Genomic DNA, 23699 nt, shown 5'->3' with positions numbered 1-23699 from the left:
CTTCCTTCAGTTCCCGGCGTTCACCGCTAGTTCCCGGGGTCCACCGCGGACCTCAGTGCCTCGGTGAAGGACCTGGCCCACGCCTCGACCGTTTCGTGGGTGAACAGGTCCGTCGAGTACTCGAACGTGACCGTGATCGTGTCGGCCTCGGGGGCGATCACGACGTAGAGCTCGTTGCGGGCCACGCCCTGGACGGGGAGGGCGCGGATCGTGGTGGAGACCTCCTGGAGGTTCAGGGCCGGGGGCTCGGTGGTGATCACTGTGAACAGGACCGTGGGGAACAGGGCGTCCTTCAGCTCGGGCGAGACGAGGGACACCACGTCCGTCAGGGGGAGTTCCTGGTGGTCGAGGGCCGTGAAGAGGGTGGAGCTCAGCTGGGACACCAGGCCGGGGAAGGACTCCGCTTCGCCCAGCCGGGCCCGCAGGAGTACCGCGTCGCCCAGGATGCCGACGATCTCGGCGCGGTCGCGTTGGACGCGGTTCGCGCTGGAGGCCGCCAGGACGATGTTGTTCCGTTCGCCGCAGAGGTCGCCGAGCCACGTGGCGAACGTGGCCGCGAGGACCGTGTAGGCCGTGGTGCCCAGGCGGGTCGCCGTGTCGGCCAGGCGGGCTGGTGTGCCGTCGGCGATCGTCCAGGTGCGCAGGGCGCCCCGGCCGGAGAGCGTGCCCGGGTGCGGGTGGTCGTAGGGGAGGGACGGGCGCAGGGGGACGGTGTCGAGTTCCGTGCGCCAGAAGCGTTCCAGAGCTGTCCTGCGCTTGTCCGGCAGGGCGTGTTCCGATCGTGCGAAGTCCGTGAACTGGGCGACGGTGAGCGGCAGGTGCGGGGACGTACGGGAGCGTCGCGCGTTGTACAGCTCCTGAAGGTCGCGCCTGATGATGCTCAGGGACCAGCCGTCACACACCGCGTGGTGGAGGACCGTCACCATCACCCAGTGGTCCTCGGCGAGACGGGCCAGGCGGAAGCGGAAGAGAGGGGGCTGGTCCAGCGTGAACGGGGTGGAGACCTGCTCGCGGCACCAGCGGTCCACGCTCTCCGCATCCCCGGCGTGCGCACGGAGGTCGGTGACCGGCAGCGTCACGGGGACCTGGGCCAGGACCTCGACCTCGTACCGTCCGTCCTCCCGGCGGACCGGCCTGCCGCGGAGCGCGTGGTGGCGTGCCACCAGGTCCATGAGGGCCTGGTGCAGGGCCTCGGGCTCCAAGTCGCCGCGCAGGTCCATGCGGTGGGCGATGTTGTAGACGCTCGGGTCGGGGAGTGCGTGATGGCGGCGCCACAGGCGGCGCAGGGTCGAGGGCATCGGCGCGGTGTCCACGACACGGTTGCGTGCCGCGATGCCCCGGATCGTCGGATCCAGGAAGAAGTCGGCCATCGTGAGATCGACGTCCGCCTCCTCCCGCATGCGGTTCAGCAGCCGGATCGCGCTCAGGGAGTGGCCGCCGAGTTCGAAGAACGATGTCGTGACCGGGACCTGGCCGGCGTCCAGTTCCTCGCACCACAGCTCGTGCAGGGTCTTCTCCAGGGCCGTGGCCGGGGACGACTGCGGGATCCCGTCCGAGTCGTCGTCGCCGGGTTCCGGCAGGGCCGCGCGGTCCAGTTTGCCGGAGGCGTTCACCGGGAGGCGGCCGAGGCTCACCCAGCGGCGCGGCACCAGATGGTCGGGGAGCTCGGCGGCCAGTGCGGCGCGCAGCCGGGGCCAGGAGTCCGCATCGGCCGGCACCACGTACGCCACCAGTTCCATGTCGCCGTGACGGTCCCGGCGGGGGAGCACCGCCGCGTCCCGGACCCCGCGCAGCGCCGTCAACGCCGACTGCGCCTCGCCCGGTTCGACGCGGTAGCCGCGGATCTTGACCTGGTCGTCCGCCCGGCCCCGGTACTCCAGCGTGCCGTCCGTGCGCAGGCGGCCCAGGTCGCCCGTGCGGTACAGCACCCCGCCCTCGCCGTCGTCGAGGAACGCGGCGGCGGTCTCGGCCGGGCGGTTGAGGTACCCGTGCGCCACCGGTATCCCGCTCACGTGGATCTCGCCGACGGCGCCGACCGGGACCGGCCGGCCCGACTCGTCCAGCAGTAGGACGCGCGCCCCCGGCACCGGCGTGCCGATCGGGGGCCACTCCTCGCCGGCCGGGTCCACGCGGTGCGAGGTGACGATGATCGACGTCTCCGTGGGGCCGTACTGGTTGTGGAGCGCGCAGTCCGGGTGCGTGGCGAGGAAGCGGCGGAAGGCGGGCGTGAGCTGGAGTGCCTCGCCCGCCGAGAACAGCTCGCGCAGCCAGGGGAGTTCGGGGGCGGTCTCCATCAGGTACTTCAGCGGGGTGCAGGGCATGAACACACGCTGCACCCGGTGGTGGCGTACCGCCTGCGCCAGCGCCGCCGGATCGTGCCGTACGGCGTCGTCGACGAGGACGAGCGCGGCTCCCGAGGCCAGCGTCGTGAAGATCTCCTGCACGCTGACGTCGAACGCCGGTGACGTCCATTGGAGGGTGCGCAGCGCGGGGTGGCGGCGCAGATGGCCGTGGACCAGGTTCGCCGGGCCGCGGTGGGGTACCACGACGCCCTTCGGGCGGCCGGTCGAACCCGAGGTGTGGATGCAGTACGCGGGGTCCTCCGGGCCCGCTCCGTCCGGGAGCGGGGTGCACGGCAGTGTGCCGTCCGCCTCCTCCACACGCAGGACGGGCGGTTCCGGCGCGAGGTCCGAGTGCCCGGCGAGCGCGGTGTGGGAGGTGAGCAGGAGGACGGGTGCGCCGTCGGCGAGCAGCAGCGACAGACGCGGGGTGGGGAGGGACGGGTCGAGGGGGAGGTAGGCCGCCCCGCTCTTGAGCACCGCCAGCAGGGCTGTGATCAGGTGTGGGCCTCGGGGCAGGAGTACGGCGACCCGCTCTCCGCGTGCCGCGCCCCTGGTGCGCAGCTGCCGGGCGAGGCGGTTGGCCGCCGCGTCCAGGTCCGCGTAGGAGACGTGGTGTTCCCCGCTGATCAACGCCACGGCGTCCGGGGTGCGGTGGGCCTGTCGCTCGAACAGGCCGTGCAGAGTGGCCGGGGTCCCTTCGGCGAGAGTCCCTTCGGCGAGGGCCCCTTCACCGGGGTGCTCCTGGTGGGACAGGACCGCGCGGTCCGCGGCCGTGAGCGCGGTCAGGTCCGCGAGCGGCGCGCCCGGTGTGTGCAGGACACGGCGCAGGACCTGTTCGACGTAGTCCACGAACCGGCGCACCGTCGCCTCGTCGAAGAGGGCCGTGTCGTACTCGACCATGAAACGGACGCCGCCCGCGTGGTGGGTGAGGTAGACGCTGAGGTCGAACGGGGCGCGGGCGCTCGGGACGTCGAGCAGGGTGGCCGTCAGGCGGGGCGGGTCGAAGAGGGCCTCGCCCTCGTTCTCGTACTCCACCATCACCTGGAACAGCGGATTACGGCCCGGGTCACGGCGCGGGTTGAGCGCGCCCACCAGCTCGTCGAAGGGCACGCCGCGGTGTTCGTACGCCGACGTGCTGCTCTCGCGGACCCGGTGCAGCAGCGTCGGGAAGTCCGGGTCGCCGGACAGGTCCAGGCGCAGCGGCACGGTGTCGAGGAACAGGCCCACGTGGTCTTCCGCGCCCGCGGGTCGGGCCGCCACCGCGGTGCCGATCACCACGTCCCGTTGTCCGCTGAAACGGCCCAGGACCGCGCCGATCGCACTGGTCAGCGTCATGAAGAGGGTGGCGCGGTGCCCGGCGGCGAACGTCCGCAGTCCGTCCGTCAGTTCCGCGTCGAGGGCGTGCGTGAGGCTCGCGCCCGCTCCCGTCCTGACCGGCGGGCGGGGGCGGTCGGTGGGCAGGGTCAGCTCCGGTGCGTCACCGAGGTACCGCCGCCAGAAGTCCAGGCAACGGGCGGTGTCCGGTGCGGGCGGGGCCGGCGGCCCGGGCAGGGGCGGCGGTTCGGCGTCGGCGTCCCCACGCCGCCGGGCGCGGTAGTACGCGGCGAGGTCCCGGGCCAGCACGGCCGTGGAGGAGGAGTCGAAGACGATGTGGTGGGCCAGGAGGAAGAGCAGATGCCGGTCATCGGCCAGGCGGAGGAGCCGGGCCGTGACGAGGGGGCCGGTGGACAGGTCCAGTCGGTGGCTGTCGGCGGCGGCCAGCGTCGCCCGCAGCGCCTCCTCCTCCGTCGCGCCCGTGTGGTCCTCCACCGGGCAGTCGAGCGGCATACGGTCGCGGATCTCCTGGTACGGGACACCGGCCGTGTCACCGAAGACCGTGCGCAGCGCCGGGTGCCGGTCCGTGACGCGCTGCAGCGCCCACTGCAGCGCCGGGACGTCCAGGGGGCCGTCCAGGCGGATCGCCTTGGGCTCGTGGTACATCGCGGTGCCCGGGTGCAGTTGTTCCAGGAACCAGATGCGGCGCTGGCCGGGGGTGAGCGGTGTCCGCCGACGGGGCGCGGGCCGTGGTGGCCGTGGGGCGCAGGTCTCGGGCAGCGGCCGTGGCTTCGTGCCGGGGGTCGTCGACCGGAGCCTGGCCAGCACCGGCAGCGCCGCCAGCACCTTCTCCTTCGGGACGCCGAAGTCCACGAAGCAGGCGATCTCGTCCGCTCCGGCCTCCCGCAGCCGCCGGACGGTCTCCGCGGCCGTGTGCGCGTCGCCGATCAGCGCGCGGGAGTCGCAGTAGCGCTCGTAGGCGCGTCCGAGGAGGAACTCCACGTCCTCCTCGGGGGTGTTCTCCAGGTCCACCTGGAAGCCGAGACTGTTGGTGACCTGGTCGAAGAGGGACAGGGAGGAGCGCAGATACGACAGGAAGGGCCGGTACGCCTCGGCCCGCGCCCGCTCCGCGTCGTCCTCCAGGTAGGTGTGCACCAGCACCACGACCCGCCCGGCGGCCGGGTCGAGACCGTGCTCGGCACGGCAGCGCCGGTACAGCGCGATGTTCTCGGCCAGTTGCTCCACCGTCTGCGTCATCAGGTTCGTGACCACGCCGAGGTCCTCGGCGGCCGCCCGGCGGTAGCTGTCCGGGTTCCCGACGACGGCCACGTACATCGGCGGCCGTTCCTGTACGGGGCGGGGGTGCAGGCGGATCTCGACGGAGGTGCCGTCGCCCGCCGTCGTCTTCACCGGCTGCCCCGACCAGAGGTCCCGTACGGTCGCCAGGTGCTCGTACATCACCTCGCGGTGCCGGCCGAAGTGCTGCGGCGCGAGCGCGAAGTCGGTGGCGTGCCAGCCGCTCGCGAAGCACAGGCCCGTCCGGCCGCCGGAGATGTTGTCGACCACCGACCACTCCTCCGCGACCCGGGCGGGATGGTGCAGCGGCAGCACCACGGAACCGGCGTGCAGCCGGATCCGGCTGGTCCGGGCGGCGAGGGCCGCTGCCAGTACGGAGGGGTTGGGGAAGAGCGCGCCGAAGGAGTTGAAGTGCCGCTCGGGGAACCACAGGGCGTGGAAGCCGTGCTGGTCGGCGAAGTCCGCGGCGGCCATGATCAGGCCGTATTTGTCGTGGTCGGTGTCCTGGGGGTAGTCGCCGAAGAAGTAGAGACTGAAGTCGAAGGTCCCGGGGTGTGAGAGGGGAGGGCTGGGCGTGGGCGTGGGCGTGGGCGTGGGCGTGGGCGTGGGTATGGGAGTGGGCTTCGGGACGAGGGGCGCGGGGGCCGGGACGGGCGCCTGGACGGGTGCCTGGGCGGGCGGTGTCGTCGTGGTGCCGGAGGTCGCGAGCACGTCCAGTTGGCGGGAGATCATCTCGCCCACTTGGCCGACGAGTTGCTCGGCCAGTCGGAGCTGCCGGCCGAACAGGGCGTGGAGCCCTTCCGGTGACTCCGACGGAGCAGCAGACGCCGTCGGCTGCTCGACGACGGGTTCCTGGACCACGGTTTCCTGGATCACGGGCGCGTCTCCCCGCAGTTGCGCGACCCGCTCGGCCAGCCTCCGCGGTGTGTCGGCCGAGTCGAACACCTCCCGGACCGGGACGCGGACGCCGTAGCGCTGTTCCAGCTCGGTCGTCATGCTCATCAGGGAGAGCGAGTCGGCGCCCAGTTCGAAGAACGAGCTGTCCGGTGTGACGTCGGCGATCGGGCGGCCGAGCTTGTCGGCGGTCAACTGCCGGACCCTGTCGATGACTTCACCGTCCGGTACCGGTAGGTCAAGAGCCGCGGACGGCGGCACGGCCTTGAACGGCACCGTACGCCGTCGCAAGGGATGCCCCGGAAGCTGCACCCGGCCCCCTTCCCTGCCGAGCGCCCGCCAGTCCAGGTCCGCGCCCCTGACGTACAGCGAGCCGAGCGCCGTCAGGAACCCATGCGCCTGCTCGGCCGCCCCGTCCCCTTCGCCCTGCCCGCTCAGCCAGCGGCTGTCGGGTACGCAGTGCCGGCCGAGGCCGGTGAGGGTCCGCCCGGCACCGATCTCCACGAAGTCCCGGCAGCCCTGCTCGACGGCCTTGTCCATGGCGAGGTCGAAGCGGACCGGGTGCCGGGCCTGCCGGCAGAGGTACTCCACGTCGGCGGTCCAGCCCACCCGGCGCAGTTCACCGTCGGCCGTGGTCACCAGCGGGGTGTGCAGCGGACGGTACCTCACGCCGCGCGCACGGGTCCTGAACTCGTCCAGGGCGCTGTCGATCTCGGCAGAGTGGAACGCCCGGTCGACCGGCAGCGCACGCCACCGCAGGCCCTCCTGGTCGAGCAGTGCCGCCGCCTCCTTCAGGGCCTGCGGCGGGCCCGAGAGCACATGGGCGTGCGGGCCGTTGACCACGGCGAGCTCCGCACCGGCGGCCTGCGCGATGCGCCGCGCGGTGGCCTGGTCGGTCCGGACGGCGAGCATGCCCCCGGCCGGGCAGCGGGTCTGCATCAGCCGCCCGCGCCAGGCGGTGAGCCGCAGTCCGTCCTCCAGCGTCAGGGCACCGGCCGCGTACAGGGCGGCGTACTCACCGACGCTGTGCCCGAACAGGAGCCCGGGGCGTATCCCGGCCGCCCGCCAGGCCTCCGCCAGCGCCGCCTGATGGGCGAAGAGGGCGGCTTGCGCGGTTTCGGTGGGCCAGATCTCGTCGTCCGCGGGACGGTCGGCGGAGGCGGGGGCGGTCAGCAGCCGCGCGAGGAGGCTGCCGCCGAACTCCCCGGCGTAGACCTCCTCGCACCGGTCGAGCGTGGCCCGCGCGGCCGGGTGCGCGGCGTACAGGCCGTTCGCCATGCCCCGGCGGGCGCTGCCCTGGCCCGCGAACGCGAAGGCGACCGGGCCGAGAGGGGAGGGCGTGAGGGGGTGCTGTTCCCCCAGCGCGCGGGCGAGTTCGCCCGCCGTGCGCCCGGCCACGGCGGTGCGGGCCGCGCGGTGCGGCCTGCCGAGGGCCAGGGTGGCGGCCACATCGGCGGCCGGGAGGCCGGGCCGGGCCAGCAGCCGGTCGCGCAGCGCGGCCGTGAGCCCGGCCAGGGCCTCGGGGTCGCGGGCCGACACGGGCACGAGGACGGGCAGTTCGGAGGCGGGGCGGGGGTGTACGGGCGGGGCCTCCTCCAGCACCACATGGGCGTTGGTGCCGCCGACACCGAGCGCGCTGACCCCGGCCCGGCGGGGCACACCGTCCGGCACCTGCCACGGCCGCAGATCCGTGGCGAGCGTCAACCGGCCGTCGGCCAGGGGTAGTTCGGGGTTGGGGCGGGTCAGGTGCGGTGTCGGCACCAGGGTGTGGTTGCGCAGCATGAGGACCGTCTTGATGAGCCCGGCCATCCCGGCGCAGCTGTCGAGATGCCCGATGTTCGGCTTCACCGAGCCGACCACGCAGGAACCGGCGCGAGCGGATCCCCCCGTGTCCTCGCCGAGCGCCCGCCGCAACGCCGTCAGCTCCACCGGATCCCCGAGCCGCGTTCCCGTGCCGTGCGCCTCCACGTACGAGATCGTCGCCGCGGGCACCTCTGCCCTGCGCAGCGCCTGGCGTACGACCTCGGCTTGTCCCTCGACACCGGGCGCGCTGAAGCCGACCTTGGCGGCGCCGTCGTTGTTGACGGCGGACCCCAGGATCACCGCGTGCACGGTGTCGCCGTCGGCCAGCGCCCGGTCGAGGCGCTTGAGCAGGACGGCGGCCACGCCGTTGCCGCCGACGGTGCCGTCGGCCTCCGCGTCGAAGGCGCGGCAGCGTCCGGTGGGGGACAGGATCGACCCGGGGTGGCTGTGGTAGCCGGTCTCCTGGGGCAGGTGCACCGCCGCGGCGCCCGCCAGGGCGAGGTCCGCCTCTCCGGTGAGCAGGGCCTGGACCGCGAGGTGTACCGCGACGAGGGAGGTGGAACAGGCCGTCTGCACACCGATCGCCGGGCCGGTGAGGCCGAGGCGGTAGGCGACGCGGGTGGCGAGGAAGTCCGGCTCCTGGCCGATGGCCGACTGCATGCCGGCGGCCGGGTCCGACGGGTCGTACGGCGAGCCGGTCGCGGGCTGCTGCTGGTGGTCGTAGAGGTTCATGCCCGACCCGGCGAAGACCCCCACCCGGACGCCGGGCGCGGTCGCCGCGTGGCCCCCGTCCTCCAGGGCCCGGTGGCAGCACTCAAGGAACAGCCGGTGCGCGGGATGCGTCAGCCCGGCCTCCTTGGGGCTCATCCCGAAGAAGTCCGGGTCGAACTCCTCGACGCCGTCGAGGATTCCGGCGGCGGGCACGAGGCCGGGCGCGCGGCGCTGCTCCGGCGACAGACCCGCCGCCGCGAGCTCCTGCTCCCCGAAGCCCCGGACGCTGTCGACGCCGTCCCGCAGATTGGCCCAGAACTCCTCGACCGAGTTCGCGCCGGGGAAGCGCAGCGACAGCCCTATGACGGCGACGCGACGCTCGGGGGACTCCGCGACGGCGGTGCCCTCGCCGGTGGCTTCACCGGGCTGGAGGGCAGCGCCGGGCTGGGTGGCAGCGCCGGGCTGGGGCGCAGCGTCGGGATTGACCGCAGCGCCGAGCTGGGTCGCAGGGGGCTCGGGACTGACCGCTGCCTCGGGCTTGGTCCATGCCTTGGGCTCGGTCCATGCCTCGGGCCCGGTCCCGGCCGTGGGCCCGGTCGCCGCGGTGGGCGTGGTCGTCGCCGTGGGCTCGCTTGCTGTCTGTGCCGGGGGTTCTGCCGTGGGCTCGCTTGCTGTCTGTGCCGGGGGTTCTGCCGTGGGCTCGCTTGCTGTCTGTGCCGGGGGTTCTGCCGTGGGCTCGCTTGCTGTCTGTGCCGGGGGTTCTGCCGTGGGCTCGCTTGCTGTCTGTGCCGGGGGTTCTGCCGTGGGCTCGCTTGCTGTCTGTGCCGGGGGTTCTGCCGTGGGCTCGGTCGCTGTCTGTGCCGGGGGTTCTGCCGTGGGCTTGGCCGCCGCCTGTACCCGGGCCTCCGCCGGGGGCTTGGCCGCAGTCTCACCTCCGGCCTCCGCCGCGGTCCCAGCCGCCGCCTGAACCCGGGCCTCCGCCGCGGGCCAGGCCGCAGCCTCAAACCCGGCCCCCGCCCCAGGCCCCGCCTCCGCCTCGAACCCGGCCCCGGCCGTCGGCCCGCTCGCGAGGTGCGCCGCGAGGGCCTTGGCCGTCGGGTGCTCGAAGAACGCGGTCTGGGCGATCGGTATCCCGAGGCGTTCCGCCAGCTGGTTCCGCAGGCGCACCAGAAGGACGGAGGTCAGGCCGAGTTCGTAGAACGGCACGTCCGCGCCGGCCGGGCGGCCGAGTACGGCGCTCAGCTCCTCCCGGACGGCCCGGGTCACGGCGTCCGCGTCCGCCCGGGCGGCCGGTGCCGCGGTCGGCGCGGCGCGGAAGCCGCCGGAGACCAGGCGGTTCTGGAGTTCCGCGCGGCGGACCTTGCCCGCCGGTGTCCGTGGGAACTCGTCCGCCGGGACGGGCAGGACGTACGCGGCGGTGAGCCTGAGGCGGGTGTACAGCGCCGCCTTGACCTCCGCGGCGATCCGCGGGTCCTCGGCGGTGCCGCGGCTGACGAAGAACACGGCGAGTTCCTCCGTGCCCCGCTCCGGGTGCGGGATGCCGCAGGCTGCGACCTCGCCCTGCCGGACGCCGTCGACGGCGGTGGCGGTCTCCTCCACCTCGTGGCAGTAGACGTTGTGGCCGTTGAGGATGATCACGTCCTTGCGGCGGCCCGTGATGACGACCTGGCCGTCGTGAAGGAAGGCCAGATCGCCGGTGTCGAGCCAGTCGCGTCCGGCCGGGTAGGCCGCGGCGTCCGCCTCGGGGTTGTTCACGTAGCCGGGGGTGAGCCGCGCGGCCGAGTGGACCTGGAGCCGGCCGACGCGGCCCGGCGGGGCGAGGTCGCCGCGGTCGTCGACGATGCGCAGGGTGACGCCGTGCGCGGGTGAGCCGGAGGCGACGAAGGTGACACACTCGGCGTCCGGGGTGTCCTCGCCGGCCCGGACCAGGTCGCCGCCCAGGCTGTTCTTGAGCAGGCGGTGCACGGTGCCCGGCCGGTCCAGCCGGCCGTAGGTGACGGCCGTGACCGTCTCGGCCATGCCCCACACCGGGGCGATGTGCTCCTCGCGCACCCCGTACGGGGCCGTCGCGTCGAGGAAACGGCGCAGCACGGGCAGGACGACCCGCTCGCCCCCGCACACCAGCGACTTGAGGCCGCTCAGGTCCCAGGGGCGGTCGGCCCGCTCGGCGAGCGCGTCCGCGACCAGCCGGTAGGCGAACGTCGGTGCCCAGCTGTGCCGCGCCCGGTGTTCGTGGAGGAGGTCGAGCCAGCGCAGCGGGTCGGCGAGCACCCGCTCGGTGGGCGCGTGGACGTTGGTGCTGCCGGTGAAGACCGCGAGCAGGTGGTAGAGCAGGAAGGCCCCGCTGTGGTCGACGGGCAGCCAGTTCACCATCGTGTCGTCCGGCCGCACGTCCAGGATTCGCCGGCTGCTCGCCGCGAAGTCCGCGAGCCCGGCGTGCGTCAGCCGGGCGGCCTTCGGGACGCCGGTGCTGCCCGAGGACAGCATCAGCAGGGCCGTGTCGGACGGGTCCGGCTCGACGTGGTCGTCCGTGGGCGGCGCGGCGAGACACTCCCGCGCCAGGGCGACCCGCGGGGCGGGCGTGGCGTCGGCGAGGGACGCCGCGCCGGGTGCGTCGGTCAGGACCAGCGGCTGGTCGAGCAACGCGCAGGCCTGCCGTAAGCGTGCGAAGGCCGGGGAGCCCGGCGCGGGGTGCTCGGCGATGGCCACCGGTAAGGCACCGCCGAGGACGCAGGCCCAGAAGGCGGGGAAGAACTCGGCCAGCGGCAGCCCGCACAGCACCACCGTGTCGCCGCGCCGCAGTCCGTGCGCCCGCAGGCCGGTGAGCATACGGCGTGCCGCGTCGAGCAGTTCGGGATACGACCGCGAGTTCGTCGTGCCGTCGGCGGCGACGGTGACGACGGCTCTGCCGGGAGCGGTCCGGGCGGCGCCCAGCAGCGCCCGCACGGCGTCGACCGGATCGCCCTGCGTGCGTTCGGGTTCAGGACCCCGGCAACTGGCTTGCCCCCGCAGACGTTCCATGTGCGTCTTCTCCCTTTTCTTCGCCGGCTGGCGAATGCTGTGAGCGGTTCTCGCCGGTGAACGAGTGGTCCTCGCCGGTGGGTGAGTGGTTCTCCCTGCCGCGCCGCCCCGCCGTGAGCAGCAGCAGCGCCAACGCCCCGCACATCGCCGCCCCATGGAAGACACCCACGACGGCCAGAGCGGGCAGGGCCTCCAAAGCCGCCGCCGCGGCCATCGTGCCCAGGGCGAATCCGGACTGCTCGGCGGTGGCGGACAGGCCGAACAGGCGGCTGCGCTGCCGGTCGGGGGCGGCCTGGAGGCGCGAGGTGTAGACGATCTCGGTCCAGCCGTCCGCGAACCCCGCCGCCACGGCCGCCGCCATCAGGGCCGGGGCGGGCAGGCCGGTGAACGCCGCCACGAAGCACAACGACATCGCGCAGGTGCCCACCGCGAACGCGCGCTCGCCCCAGGACGTGCCGTGCGACCGGCGTTTGAGGACCTGGTGGGCGAGCAGGGTACCCACGGCCCACGCCGACCAGAACCGGGTCATGAACACCGCTGGACTGGAGGGTTCGGCCGCGTGCGCCGCCAGCGGCAGCGCGACGTTGTGCGACGCGGACGCCAGCGCGTCGAGCCCCCGCAGCGCGATCATGCCGAGCAACGCTCCGGCGACGCCCGCCACTCGGAGCCGCAGCCGCTTGCCCCGGGCCCCCGAGGACCCGGTGCCGCCCTGCTCCCGGAGCACCTGGGGCGGCTCGCCCACCGGCTCGTCGTCCGTGCGCGGCCGGAGCACCAGCACGGCTGCGGCCGACACCGCGAAGCTCGCGGCGTTCACGGCGAACGCGACACCGAAACCGCCGAGGGCGATGACCGGCGCGGCCGACGCGAAACCCAGCACCGTGGCGACGGAACGGGCCGTGACCAGCACGCCGTTCGCCCGGGCCCGGCTGTCCTGCCCGACCATGACCGGCACCGCGCTGCGCAGGGCGACGTTGAAGAACGTGTTGCCCGCGCCCAGCACGACCACCGCCCCGAGCAGCACCCACAGCGGCGTGTCCGACGCCTGGAGCGCGAGCACGACCATGGCGAGGGTCTGGGCGAGGTCCGTGACCACCATGACGGTCCGGCGCGTGACCCTGGCGGTCAGCGCCCCGGCGGCGAGGCCCGCCGTGACACCGGACAGCAGCCGTACGGCCATCACGATGCCCACGCCCAGGGCGGTGCCCGTGACCTCGTACGAGAACAGGCTGAGGGCGATCAGATTCAGATAGGTCCCGTACGCCGACACGGCATGCGCGACCACCACGGCACGAAACCGCCACTCCACCCCCGTCACCGGACTCCTCAACCAGGATGGGCCAGGGTCGGCCGCTCGGCGCTTTTCACCGCAGCGTAACCCGGTCGGGGAAACGTGAACGTGCTGTTGTGCGATTTCCGGCGATCAGAGCGACGGACGCGGCACGTCCGCCGGTGCCGGTCGCGCCGTGGACCGTCGTGTCACCCGCTCCAGATGCCGGGCGAAGACCTCCCGCGCCTGCGGCGTCAGGGTCCGCAGCGCCACCAGTGCCGTGACGGCGACATCGCACAGCTCCGACTGCACGTCGTCCCAGGTGTGCGTCACGCCCTTGCGCGGGTTCTGGCCGGTCGCGCCGATCACCGCCTCGGCGACCTCCCCGACCTCCTCGGACAGTTTCAGGATGCGCAGCAGCATGCCCTCGCGGCCCTCGATCGGGCGGTGGGAGTCGAGCCACTCCCCGAGGGTGTCGATGGTGGCCCACAGCTCGGGCGCGGGCGGCGTCTGGTCGCTCATGGGGGGCAGCCTGCCACGCGGGTACGACAGCGCCCCTGCCCCTCCGGGCTCCGCGCTGCTCCCGCCCCTCCTGGTTCCGCGCTACTCCATGTACTCCTCTTCGAACAGCGCGTCCTGCTCGCCCTCCTTCGCCTTCCGCAGCCGCCGGGCGCGCGCCCCCACGACCAGCGCCGTCCCCGCCGCCGTCACCGCGAACGCCGCCGGAATCATCCAGCTCCGGTTCACGGCGTGCCCGAGCGCGTGGTCCAGGGAGATCCGCCCCGGACCGGTGACGGCGAGTCCGGCGGCCGTGAGGCCCAGCGACGCCGCGTACTCGTAGCCGCCGCTCTGGTTGAAGAAGCCGTTCGGCGTGTGCACCGCCGCCGCGCCCGCCATCGCACCGGCCGCCGCGGCACCGGCCGCCGGTGTGGCGAGGCCCAGGGCCAGCAGCGCGCCGCCGCCGGTCTCCGCGAGGCCCGCCGCAGTCGCACTCGTCCTGCCGGGGGCGTAGCCGACGGACTCCATGAACTGGCCGGTCCCCTCGATGCCGTGCCCGCCGAACCAACCGAACAGCTTCTGCGTGCCGTGCGCGGCCAGCACACCGCCCGTCCCCAGCCGAAGCAGCAGCAGGCCCAGATCACGTCGGTCGTAACGCCTCACGTCGTCTCCCGGAGCAGACAGCAGGAACAGAGGAACACTCCCCGTCGCGTTTCCACCGTCGCACCCCTGACACCCCCCGGACCCGCCCGGGACGCCGTTCGGGTGGCACGGGTGGCGTGGTGCGGCGGCCGGTACGAGGCTGACTGGCATGACGATTCAGACCACGCGTCTCAGCGATCCGGCCGTCCGCGCCTTCGTGGCCGCCGTGAACAACCACGACCGTGAGGCCTTCATGGCACTCCTCGCGCCGGGCGCGACCATGGCGGACGACGGCTCCGACCGCGACCTCGCCGACTGGGTCGACCGGGAGATCTTCTCCTCCCACGGCCACCTGGAGGTCGACAACGAGTCCAACGGCGGCCGCACCCTCATCGCCCGCTACAACAACGACACCTGGGGCGAAATGCGCACCCGGTGGAGCTTCACCGTGGACGACGACGGCCGGATCTCCCGCTTCGAGACCGGGCAGGCCTGACCCGGCAGGCCTTACAGCGGCAGTCGTTCCACGCGCACCGGAGCGCACCCCGCGGTCCCACGCGGGGCCCACCCCCACCCGGTGCCGTGGAACGACTGCCGCACCCCCCTGGACATGCGGCCGGTGGAAGCTCGCAGATGGAATTTCTCTGCTCCAACTGTGAAGCTTTCGTGTAGGAGATTTGAGCATAAGCGCCCGACCGGCCGCAATAGTGCGGACGTTCATACTCCGGTTGTGCAGGTTGACGAGTTGACGAGTGCGCGTCCTCGGGGTCAGCCGCGCCCGACGTACGGCATCGTCGTGGCCAGTACGGTCGCGAACTGCACGTTCGCCTCCAGCGGCAGCTCCGCCATGTGCCGCACCGTGCGGGCCACGTCGGCGACGTCCATCACCGGTTCCGGGGCGACCTCACCGTTCGCCTGAAGCGCTCCCGTCTGCATACCGGCCGTCATGTCCGTCGCCGCGTTGCCGATGTCGATCTGCCCGACGGCGATGCCGTACGGCCGCCCGTCCAGCGAGAGCGACTTGGTCAGGCCGGTCAGCGCGTGCTTGGTCGCGGTGTAGGCCACCGAGTGCGGACGCGGCGTGTGCGCGGAGATCGAGCCGTTGTTGATGATCCGCCCACCCTGCGGATCCTGCTCCTTCATCTGCCGGTACGCCGCCTGCGCGCACAGGAACGCCCCGTTGAGGTTGGTGTCCACCACGTGCCGCCACGCGTCGTAGGGCAGCTCCTCGACCGGCACGCCGCCGGGCCCGAACGTGCCCGCGTTGTTGAACAGCAGGTCGACCCGGCCGAAGCGCTCAACGGTGGCGGCGAACAGGGCGGTCACGTCCTCGGGCCGTGAGACGTCCGTCCGTACGGCGAGAGCCGCGCCCTCCGGCGCCAGGGCCGCCGTCTCCTCCAGCGTCTCGACGCGCCGCCCCGCCAGCGCCACCGACCAGCCGGCGCGGAGCAGTTCCACGGCCACCGCGCGCCCGATACCGGATCCCGCCCCGGTCACCACCGCGATCGCATTTCCCTTGGCATTCATGGGCCAGCAGCGTAGGGGAGGGCCCGCCACGCGGAACTCATCCGTCCGTCACGCGAGCCGAACTCCGCGCGGCCCCCGGCACATCGGCCGTCGCCGCTTCCTGACCACCACCGGCGGCGCCGCCGCCGCGCTGGCCTTCGCGACCAGCCTGCCGTCCCCGGGGGTCGCGGTCGCCGCCGAACCCGGCGCCGCGCGGATCACCGAGAACCCGTTCACGCTGGGCGTCGCCTCCGGCGATGCTCAAGCCGGTGTGAGCTCGGCCGTGAGGTCCTCGTCCGGGGTCTCGCCCGGGTAGCGGACACCGACGCGGTCCCGGATCGCGTCGAGCGTCCGCATCACGGCGAGTGTGCCGTCGAGCGGGACGAGCGGGGACTCGGTCTCACCGGCGCGCAGCGCGCGCATCACCTCCGCCGCCTCGTGACGGAGGCTGTTGCGGGGCCCGTCCGCCGGGTCGGCCGTGAACTCCTCGGGGTCACGGCCGTCCCGGTGCAGCACGAAGCGGTCCGGGAAGAAGAAGCCGTGCGGGATGTCGATACGGCCCTGCGAGCCGGTGACCGAGGCGGAGGTCGCCGTACCGCCGACGATGGAGCAGTGCACCGAGGCGAGAGCGCCGCTCTCCCAGGAGAGCAGCGCTCCCGTCTGGAGATCGACGCCCTCCTCGGAGAGCATCGCTCTCGCCGCGATGTCCGACGGCTCCCCGAGCAGCAGCTGCGCGAACGACACCGGATACACGCCCAGATCGAGCAGCGCGCCCCCGCCCAGCTCCGGGTTCCGCAGCCGGTGCGAGGGCGGGAACGGCCCGGCCAGCCCGAAGTCCGCCTGGACTGTGCGCACTTCGCCGATCGCGCCGTCGTCGACCAGCGTCTTCAGCCGCCGCACCAGCGGATTGCAGTACATCCACATCGCCTCCATCAGGAAGCGCCCGTGCTCCCGCGCCAGCGCGACGAGTTCCGCCGCCTCGCGCACGTTCAGCGTGAACGGCTTCTCGCACAGCACGTTCCGCCCGGCCGCCAGACACAGACCGGCGGCGGTCCGGTGGGCCGTGTGCGGCGTGGCGACGTAGACGACATCGATGTCCTCGTCCTGCGCGAGCGCGTTCCAGTCGCCGTAGGCCCGGGGGATCCCGAACCGTTCCGCGAACGTCTTCGCCGACGCCTCCGACCGGGACGCCACCGCCACGACCTCCGCGTCCGGCAGGTCGATCAGATCCGCGGTGAACGCCGCCGCGATCCCTCCGGTCGCCAGGACGCCCCACCGCACCGTGTCCGCCGTCATTCCCGCCCCGCCTTCACCTCGTCACCCGAGCAGTCCGTACGAGCTGAGAGCATAGGTGGCGATCGACTCGAAAAGGGAGGGACTCATGCCCGAGGGTGGGGCATCCATATCGAACACCGCGCAGGGGGCCGCAGCCGGAACGGAGCGGCCCGACCTCACACAGCACCGCCGCACCGGGCTCCTGGTCACCTTCCTCCTCGGCAGCCTGACCGCCGTACCGCCGCTGGCGATGGACATGTACCTCCCGGCCCTGCCGGAGGTCACCCGCGCCCTGCACGCCCCCGCGGCGACCGTCCAGCTCACCCTCACCACCTGCCTGGCCGGCATGGCGCTCGGCCAGCTCGTGGTCGGACCGATGAGCGATCGCTGGGGACGCCGTCGCCCCCTTCTCGCCGGACTCGGCGTCTTCATCGTCGCCACCGTCCTGTGCGCGCTCGCGCCCACCGTCGAACTCCTCGTCGCCTTCCGGCTGGCCCAGGGCCTCGCGGGCGCGGCCGCGATCGTCATCGCCCGGGCCGTCGTCCGCGACCTGTACGACGGCATGGCCATGGCCCGCTTCTTCTCCACCCTCATGCTGATCTCCGGGGTCGCCCCGGTCGTGGCGCCGCTCATCGGCGGGCAGGTCCTGCGCGTGACGGACTGGCGGGGCGTGTTCGTCGTCCTCACGGTCATCGGCATCCTCATCGGGGCCCTGGTCTGGACGAGGCTGCCCGAGACCCTGCCGCCCGCTCAGCGCCACAGCGGCGGCGTCGGCGAGGCCCTGCGCGCGATGCGCGGCCTGCTCGCCGACCGCTCCTTCGCCGGCTACACCCTCACCGGCGGCTTCGCCTTCGCCGCCCTGTTCGCCTACATCTCGGCGTCCCCGTTCGTCATCCAGGAGATCTACGGCGCCTCCCCGCAGACGTTCAGCCTGCTGTTCGGCGTCAACTCGGTCGGGCTCGTCCTCGTCGGCCAGATCAACGGCAAGGTCCTCGTCGGCCGGGTCAGCCTGGACCGGGTGCTGGGCATCGGCCTCGCCGTCGTCATCACCGCCGCGACCGCGCTGCTGCTGATGTCCCTGGGTGTGTTCGGCGAGGTCCCTCTCGCGCCCGTCGCCGTCGCGCTGTTCGTGCTGATGTCCGCGATGGGCATCACCCTGCCCAACACCCAGGCACTCGCCCTGATGCGCACCAAGCACGCCGCCGGCTCGGCGTCCGCCCTGCTCGGCACGTCGTCGTTCCTCGTCGGCGCGATCGCGTCCCCGCTCGTCGGGGTCGCCGGGGAGGACACGGCCGTCCCGATGGCCGTCGTCCAACTGGCCGCCGCACTGGTGGCACTGGCCTGCTTCGTGGGAATGTGCCGACCGTTCCTAAAGACTGAGCGGGAGTGAGTGCTGTTGCCAGAACCCGTGCTCAGCCGGACGCCCCGAACGGTGTTGGGCATCCTGGTCCCCCGCGTTCGCTCCGCATCCGGCGCGCACGGATCGTGTCCGTGGTCCGGGAATGCGGGGGCGGGTTTCCTCACGCCCCCGGGCGCCCGGTCCGGCCTGGGCGGTCCGATGCCCGCACCCATCGCTCTGGTGGGTGCGGGGCGGTGCCGTCCGTCGCCGGATCGGGTGCCCCAGGGCGCGCCTTCCGATCGCCACCGCAGCGGCATCATGCCGGGTGGTGGCGCGTTTGTCGCCGGTAAGGGGCTTCTGCCAGTGCTGGGCACCCCACTTGGAGGTGTAGGCCGGGTCGACGGCCACGATCGTGATGCCGAGTTCGGCTGCCATCGACACCAGCCGGGAGCGCAGCCTGGATACCGGCATGCCGGAGATCAGCTTGCGGAACTGTTTGTGTCTGCCGTGCTTCTCCCGGGTCTTCTCCGCGGCGAAGTCCAGATCCTCGATCGCGATGCTCAGGCCGTGACGTTTGGCGAAGTGCAGCAGGCGCGCCAGTGCGTGCCGTACCTGGGCGTCGCGGTAGCCGGCCGGTCCGTCGAGGTCGAAGAAGAACCGGCGCGGGGCGCCGACCGGGTTGCCGTGCGCATCCAGGCGCCATGCCGCGAGGTGATCGGCGTTGGTGTCGACACCGATCATCCCGCCGGCGCGGGCCTGAGCCAGTGGAACGGTCTTGACCGGCGGGATCGTCCACGAGGCGGTCAGGTACCAGCGGTTCCGGTCGGTATCGAGGTGGATGCGGTAGGCCACGGCCCGGTTCGCCGCCACACGGTCCGCCCATTCCTCGCCCCGGTGGTGGAAGGCGACGGTGCCGGTGAGGACGTACCGGCCGTGCCGGGCGTTCGCCAGATATGCCAGCGGCGCGGGGAGCTTGATGCTGACCTCACCGTCCGGCGTGAGGCGGATCGTCTCGTTCCCGAACCGCTTCCCGCTCTCGCCGTCGGCCTGGAGGAACCAGCGCGACGCTTCCCAGTGCTGCCGCCATGCGGCCTCGGTGAGCTGTGCTTGGTCGAGGTGGTGACGGTTGCGGGCCAGTCGCTTCCCGCCTCGTGCCACGCGCACCCGCCCGGCTGCGCGGTCGGCGCGCTCGGCGGCGAGCCGGTCCTCCAGCACGGGCAGGCGACGTGTCTTGGCGAACCACTCCTGCCGACTCCGGTAGCCGCCCGGCGCCCGTTTGGTGCCCTTCTCGCCCACCGGCAGCGACAACCGGTGCGCGATCGTGCGCACCCCGGCTTCCAGAGCCTGGATGTGGGCGAGCTGCGCACGCCGCGACAGTGCCCACTGGTCATGCGTCGCTTTGGTGATGCTGCCCGCCCACCGCGAGGAGGACTCCTCGGTCAGGGCGCGTTTGCGCTGCGCCCACATGTCCGTGGAGTGCTCCAGCCCCTCGGCGCAGCGCCGCTTCAAGTCACGGGAAGCCAACGATCCCAGATGCGCGCCGACCAGCCGCAGCACCTCCTCGTCCCCAGCGGTCAGGCCCTTGAGCCGGGTACGGATCGCCACCCCGGACGGGCCAAGGACGACGAACGGCGCCGAAAGCTCACGTGGCACACTCACCCCGACCCCCTTCCCCGCCCCCCGGGCGTGCCTGTCACCCACCCAACGACCACACCCGCGCAAAGGTCACGCATTCGATCCAGGAACTCCCGTTCCCTCCCCGGAAACAGCGCACGCCGCAGCCCGGACACTCACCCACACACGCCAGAACACACTCATACGCACTCAACCAGCAACAGCTCACAACCCTGGAAGTCGGACGGAAACACGAACGGAAACACGAACGGAAACACGGACGGAAACACGGACGGGAAGTCGGACGGGAAGACGGACAGCAGGCGCGTGAACGCGGAGGGAGCAGACAGCTGAGCGCACCAAGACTGCGCGACGGCACGCCGGAACGGGCCGGACTCGACCCCGGGGAACTGCGTCACCTGGTCCGGGAGGTCCACGTCCTCACCACCGGGCAGCGCCCCTGGGCGCCGGGCGCGGTCGTGGTCGTCGGACGCGGCCCGGTGATCGCCGTGGAGGAGGCGGCAGGCTGGGCCGTGCGGTACTCGGCCTACGACGAGGACACCGACGCCGGCGTGGAACTGCCTGCCGAGGAGCGGGTCCCGATGACCGTCGGCACGCCCTTCGACCTGGCGTCCCTGACCAAGCTGTTCACCTCGGTGGCCGCCGTGCAGCAGATCGAGCGCGGCACCCTGGGCATCGACGCGCGGGTGGGCGCGTACCTGCCCGACTTCACGGCGGCCGCCCGGCACGGCATCACCGTACGGCAGCTGCTCACCCACACCTCCGGGCTGCGGCCCGAACTCCCGCTCCACGACTGCGCCGACGACGCCGAGCGGCTGGCGGCGCTGCGGAGGGAAGCGCCGGTCGGGGAACCGGGCACGTACCGCTACTCCGACCTGAACATGCTGCTCCTGCAGCACGTCCTGGAACGCATCACCGGCCGTACGCTCGACGCCCTCTTCCGCGACGGCATCACCCGGCCGCTGGGCATGACGGCGACGGAGTTCGGGCCGTGTCCCGGGGCGGCGGCGACGGAGGACCAGCGGCGGCCGTGGGCCAAGGCGGACCGGGGGATGCTGCGGGGTGAGGTGCACGACGAGAACGCCTGGGCGCTGGGCGGTGTGGCGGGCCACGCGGGTCTGTTCTCCACCGGCCGGGACCTCGCGGTGTTCTGCCGCGCCCTCCTCGCCGGCGGCTCCTACGGCCCGGCCCGCATCCTCGGCCCCGACTTCGTCGACCTCCTCTTCACCCCACCCGGCCTGGGCTTCTCCCTCGACCAGCCCTGGTTCATGGGTGACCTGGCGGGGCGCGGAGCGGCGGGCCACACGGGCTTCACGGGCACGTCCCTCGTCCTCGACCCGGCGACGGACGCGTTCCTCATCCTCCTCACCAACGCGGTCCATCCCCGTCGTCGTCGGCCGGACAGCGCGCCGAGGGCGGCGGCGGGGTCGCGGGTGGCGCGGGCGCTGCGGGGGATGTGAGGGCGGCGGGGTGGTCCACGCCCTCGTAGAATCGCCGGGTGAACGCCCCCGCACCCCCGGCCGAAACCCTCCGCGCCGCCCTCGCCGGTCTGCTCGACGGACTGCCGCCCCGGCAGGCCGCGCAGGCGGTCGAGCGGCTGATCGCCAGCTATCGCGGGGCCACCCCGACCGACGCTCCCATCCTCCGCGACCGGGCCGACGTCGCCGCCTACGCCGCCTACCGCATGCCCGCGACCTTCGAGGCGGTCCACTCCGCGCTGGAGGCGTTCGCGGAGGCCGTGCCCGGGTGGGTGCCCGGCGACCATGTGGACGTCGGCGGCGGTACGGGTGCCGCGGCCTGGGCGGTGAGCGCGACCTGGGGCGGAAAGCGGCCCGTCACCGTGCTCGACTGGGCCGAGCCCGCGCTCGCGCTCGGCCGGGAGATCGCCGAGGCCGACCCGGCCCTGCGGGACGTACGGTGGCAGCGCTCTCGGATCGGAGCGGCGCTCACCCTGGAGAGCACTGATCTCGTCACCGTCTCCTACGTCCTCAACGAGCTGACCGCCCCCGACCGCACCGCCCTCGTCGACGCCGCCGCGGCCGCGGCCCAGGCCGTGGTGATCGTCGAGCCCGGCACCCCCGACGGCTACGCCCGCGTCATCGAGGCCCGCGACCGGCTGGTCGGCACCGGCTTCCACGTCGCCGCCCCCTGCCCGCACAGCGCCGCCTGCCCCATCGCCCCGGGCACGGACTGGTGCCACTTCTCCGCCCGGGTCAGCCGTTCCTCCCTGCACCGCCAGGTCAAGGGCGGCTCCCTCCCCTACGAGGACGAGAAGTTCAGCTACGTCGCCGCCGCCCGCTTCCCGGTCACCCCGGCATCCTCCCGGGTCGTCCGGCGCCCGCAGATCCGCAAGGGCCAGGTCCTCCTCGACCTGTGCGAGACCGAACCGTCCCTGCACCGCACCACCGTCACCAAGCGCCACGGCGATCTTTACAAGGCGGCCCGGGACGCGGACTGGGGAGACGCCTGGCCGCCGGCGCCCTGACCGGCCCAGCGGAACAACGCCTCCTCCGCCGACGCCCGGTCGGCGGGGGACAGGTTCGCGATCTCGATGTTGTGGTTGCCTCCCGGGACCCAGAGGACCCGGGAGTCGTGGCCGCCGGGGTCGAAGTACTCGGCCACGGAAGGGTCCTGGGTGCCGTTGACGACCAGCATGCGGCTGCCGCGCCGGCGGACCCAGCGGTCGATATCCGGCATGGCCGCCGCGTCGAAGGCCATGGGGATGTCCCGGGGGACGAAGTTGCGCGCCTCGATGCCGCCGGAGTGGCGTATCAGGTCCGCCAGATGGTCGGTGGGGACGTCGCCGTACCCCAGCTGCGTGCCGATCTGGTACCAGTACGGGACGTAGCGCCGCGCCGCCGTGTCGGCGTAGAGAGGCAGTCCCGCCGTGTCGTAGAGCCAGGTGTACAGCTCGTCGGCCGTGGCCTCCAGGCCGGGGATCCTGGCGACGTCGGCCGCGCTGCCCCGCTGCCAGAACATGAACAGTACGCGCAGCACGGCGATCTCGAAGGCCTGGTCGGCGCTGCCGATGATGCGGAAGGTGTCGTTGTGGGCGGCCGCCCAGGCCTCGTAACGGGCGACCATCCCGGCCCGGTCGAGCAGCAGCCGCCGCTGTGCGGACTTGACGGCCTCGCGGCCCGCGGGGGTGCCGACCGTCGCCAGGAAGCGCAGGTAGGCGGAGTCGTCGCGGTCGTCGACGTTGTTCGGAGCCGAGTAGACCACCGTGCCGTCGACGTCCTGGGGGTGGAAGCGGCGGTGGTAGACCGTCGCCAAGCCGCCCTTGCTGCTGCCGGTGGAGATCCACGCGCCGTGGTAGAGCCGGCGGAAGAGGCGGACGACGCGGTGGTGGTCGTCGGCGGCCTGGCGGATCGTGAGGTGGGCGTAGCCGGTCCCCGCCGGGCGGGATGTGCCGAAGTAGCGGTGCTCCACCTGGAGTTGGTTGGCGCCGAGCAGGATCGTCGGTTCGCTCCGCCAGGGCGAGAGGACCGCGTGGTAGCCCGTGGTGGTGAGGACCATGGGACGGTCGGCGGCGGTGTGCAGCAGGATGAGGCGCTGCTCGAAGGTGCCGGCCGCGGGGTTCGTGTGGTCGACCGGCTGGCGCAGGCCCAGGACGAAGTGCCGGTACCCCGCTTCGGCGTCCTGCCGCTCCTCGATCAGTCGCAGACCGGGCAGTGCCCGCAGCGCGTCCGCGATGTCGCCGGTGCCGGGACGGGCCGCTCCGGCCGCCGCCCGGGCGGGCAGGGCCGTCGTCGCGGCGAGACCCGCCGCCGAGACGGCCGTCGCCGCCGAAGTGAGCAGTCGTCGTCTCGTCCACACGCGCATGGTGAGTCCTCCCGGGTGTCCGTCGGTCGCGGTTTCTCGGCCGCTTCAGTACACCCGCCGGACGTCCCGTGAGGATCCCGCGCGCGAGGGGACCGCCTCCCCCGGGCGGGGGAGGCTCACGACGACTTGTCGGTCGTACGGCCCTCCTGTCGTTCCTGCTGCTGCCGTTTCTCCTGGAGCTTGCGCAGCAACTCGCGCTTCTGGGCCTGCGGATCGAGGCCGCCGCCGATCCGGCCGCCCCGGCCGCCGCCGCGCAGAGCATCGCGGCCGAGCTTCTGGCGCGATCCGCCGACACCCAGCAGGTTTCCGGCTCCGCCTCGGGCCATGTCGGACT

Annotated in this window: 13 protein-coding genes; 4 read left to right on the top strand and 9 right to left on the bottom strand. The window is 73.1% G+C overall.

Going from position 1 to position 23699, the window contains the following annotated elements:
- Positions 1-26: 26 nt before the first annotated feature.
- The 4 genes from HDA41_RS11615 to HDA41_RS11595 all read right to left on the bottom strand — a co-directional run bounded on the left by HDA41_RS11615 (position 27) and on the right by HDA41_RS11595 (position 13809).
- Positions 27-11381, bottom strand: coding sequence for a non-ribosomal peptide synthetase/type I polyketide synthase (locus HDA41_RS11615; RefSeq protein WP_260423326.1), 11355 nt, complete (start codon positions 11379-11381; stop codon positions 27-29).
- Entirely contained in the window at positions 11341-12696 is a 1356-nt protein-coding gene (locus HDA41_RS11605) for an MFS transporter (protein ID WP_230299386.1), read from the bottom strand. The genes HDA41_RS11615 and HDA41_RS11605 overlap by 41 nt, the downstream gene beginning before the upstream one ends.
- Positions 12697-12801: 105 nt before the next feature.
- Positions 12802-13170, bottom strand: coding sequence for a MazG-like family protein (locus tag HDA41_RS11600; protein WP_184983187.1), 369 nt, complete (start codon positions 13168-13170; stop codon positions 12802-12804).
- A gap of 81 nt (positions 13171-13251) precedes the next feature.
- Complete coding sequence (locus HDA41_RS11595) at positions 13252-13809, bottom strand: DoxX family protein (protein WP_184983185.1); 558 nt, start codon at positions 13807-13809, stop codon at positions 13252-13254.
- 148 nt (positions 13810-13957) lie between these two features.
- Here HDA41_RS11595 and HDA41_RS11590 point away from each other — a divergent pair, with 148 nt between their 5' ends.
- Entirely contained in the window at positions 13958-14284 is a 327-nt protein-coding gene (locus tag HDA41_RS11590; RefSeq protein ID WP_184983183.1) for a nuclear transport factor 2 family protein, read from the top strand.
- A 272-nt stretch (positions 14285-14556) separates the two neighbouring features.
- Here HDA41_RS11590 and HDA41_RS11585 read toward each other — a convergent pair whose 3' ends face one another.
- Both HDA41_RS11585 and HDA41_RS11580 read right to left on the bottom strand, forming a co-directional pair.
- A complete protein-coding gene (locus HDA41_RS11585; RefSeq protein ID WP_184983181.1) occupies positions 14557-15315 on the bottom strand; it encodes an SDR family oxidoreductase in 759 nt (252 codons plus the stop codon).
- 240 nt (positions 15316-15555) lie between these two features.
- On the bottom strand, positions 15556-16590 hold the full coding sequence (locus HDA41_RS11580; RefSeq protein WP_184983179.1) for a Gfo/Idh/MocA family protein: 1035 nt from the start codon (positions 16588-16590) through the stop codon (positions 15556-15558).
- 85 nt (positions 16591-16675) lie between these two features.
- Here HDA41_RS11580 and HDA41_RS11575 point away from each other — a divergent pair, with 85 nt between their 5' ends.
- The gene (locus tag HDA41_RS11575; RefSeq protein WP_184983177.1) at positions 16676-17959 is read left to right on the top strand and encodes a multidrug effflux MFS transporter; all 1284 of its coding nucleotides are present in this window, start codon (positions 16676-16678) and stop codon (positions 17957-17959) included.
- Here the strand turns inward: HDA41_RS11575 and HDA41_RS11570 are convergent.
- On the bottom strand, positions 17939-19567 hold the full coding sequence (locus tag HDA41_RS11570; RefSeq protein ID WP_184983175.1) for a transposase: 1629 nt from the start codon (positions 19565-19567) through the stop codon (positions 17939-17941). The genes HDA41_RS11575 and HDA41_RS11570 overlap by 21 nt on opposite strands.
- A 305-nt stretch (positions 19568-19872) precedes the next feature.
- Between HDA41_RS11570 and HDA41_RS11565 the strand changes: the two genes are divergently transcribed.
- Positions 19873-21003 carry a serine hydrolase domain-containing protein gene (locus tag HDA41_RS11565; protein ID WP_184993315.1) on the top strand — a complete coding sequence of 377 codons (1131 nt, stop codon included), beginning with the start codon at positions 19873-19875 and terminating at the stop codon, positions 21001-21003.
- A 38-nt stretch (positions 21004-21041) separates the two neighbouring features.
- Positions 21042-22028 carry a small ribosomal subunit Rsm22 family protein gene (locus tag HDA41_RS11560; protein ID WP_184983173.1) on the top strand — a complete coding sequence of 329 codons (987 nt, stop codon included), beginning with the start codon at positions 21042-21044 and terminating at the stop codon, positions 22026-22028.
- Here the strand turns inward: HDA41_RS11560 and HDA41_RS11555 are convergent.
- Both HDA41_RS11555 and HDA41_RS11550 read right to left on the bottom strand, forming a co-directional pair.
- Entirely contained in the window at positions 21974-23365 is a 1392-nt protein-coding gene (locus tag HDA41_RS11555) for a S28 family serine protease (protein WP_184983171.1), read from the bottom strand. The genes HDA41_RS11560 and HDA41_RS11555 overlap by 55 nt on opposite strands.
- 116 nt (positions 23366-23481) lie before the next feature.
- Positions 23482-23691 (bottom strand): DUF6243 family protein, encoded by a 210-nt coding sequence (locus HDA41_RS11550; RefSeq protein WP_184983169.1) that lies wholly within the window; start codon positions 23689-23691, stop codon positions 23482-23484.
- Positions 23692-23699: the final 8 nt, after the last annotated feature.

The sequence above is a fragment of the Streptomyces caelestis genome (assembly GCF_014205255.1).
Classification (GTDB): domain Bacteria; phylum Actinomycetota; class Actinomycetes; order Streptomycetales; family Streptomycetaceae; genus Streptomyces; species Streptomyces caelestis.
The sequence above is the reverse complement of the archived record's forward strand: the minus strand, read 5'-3'. Positions and strand labels throughout refer to the sequence as shown.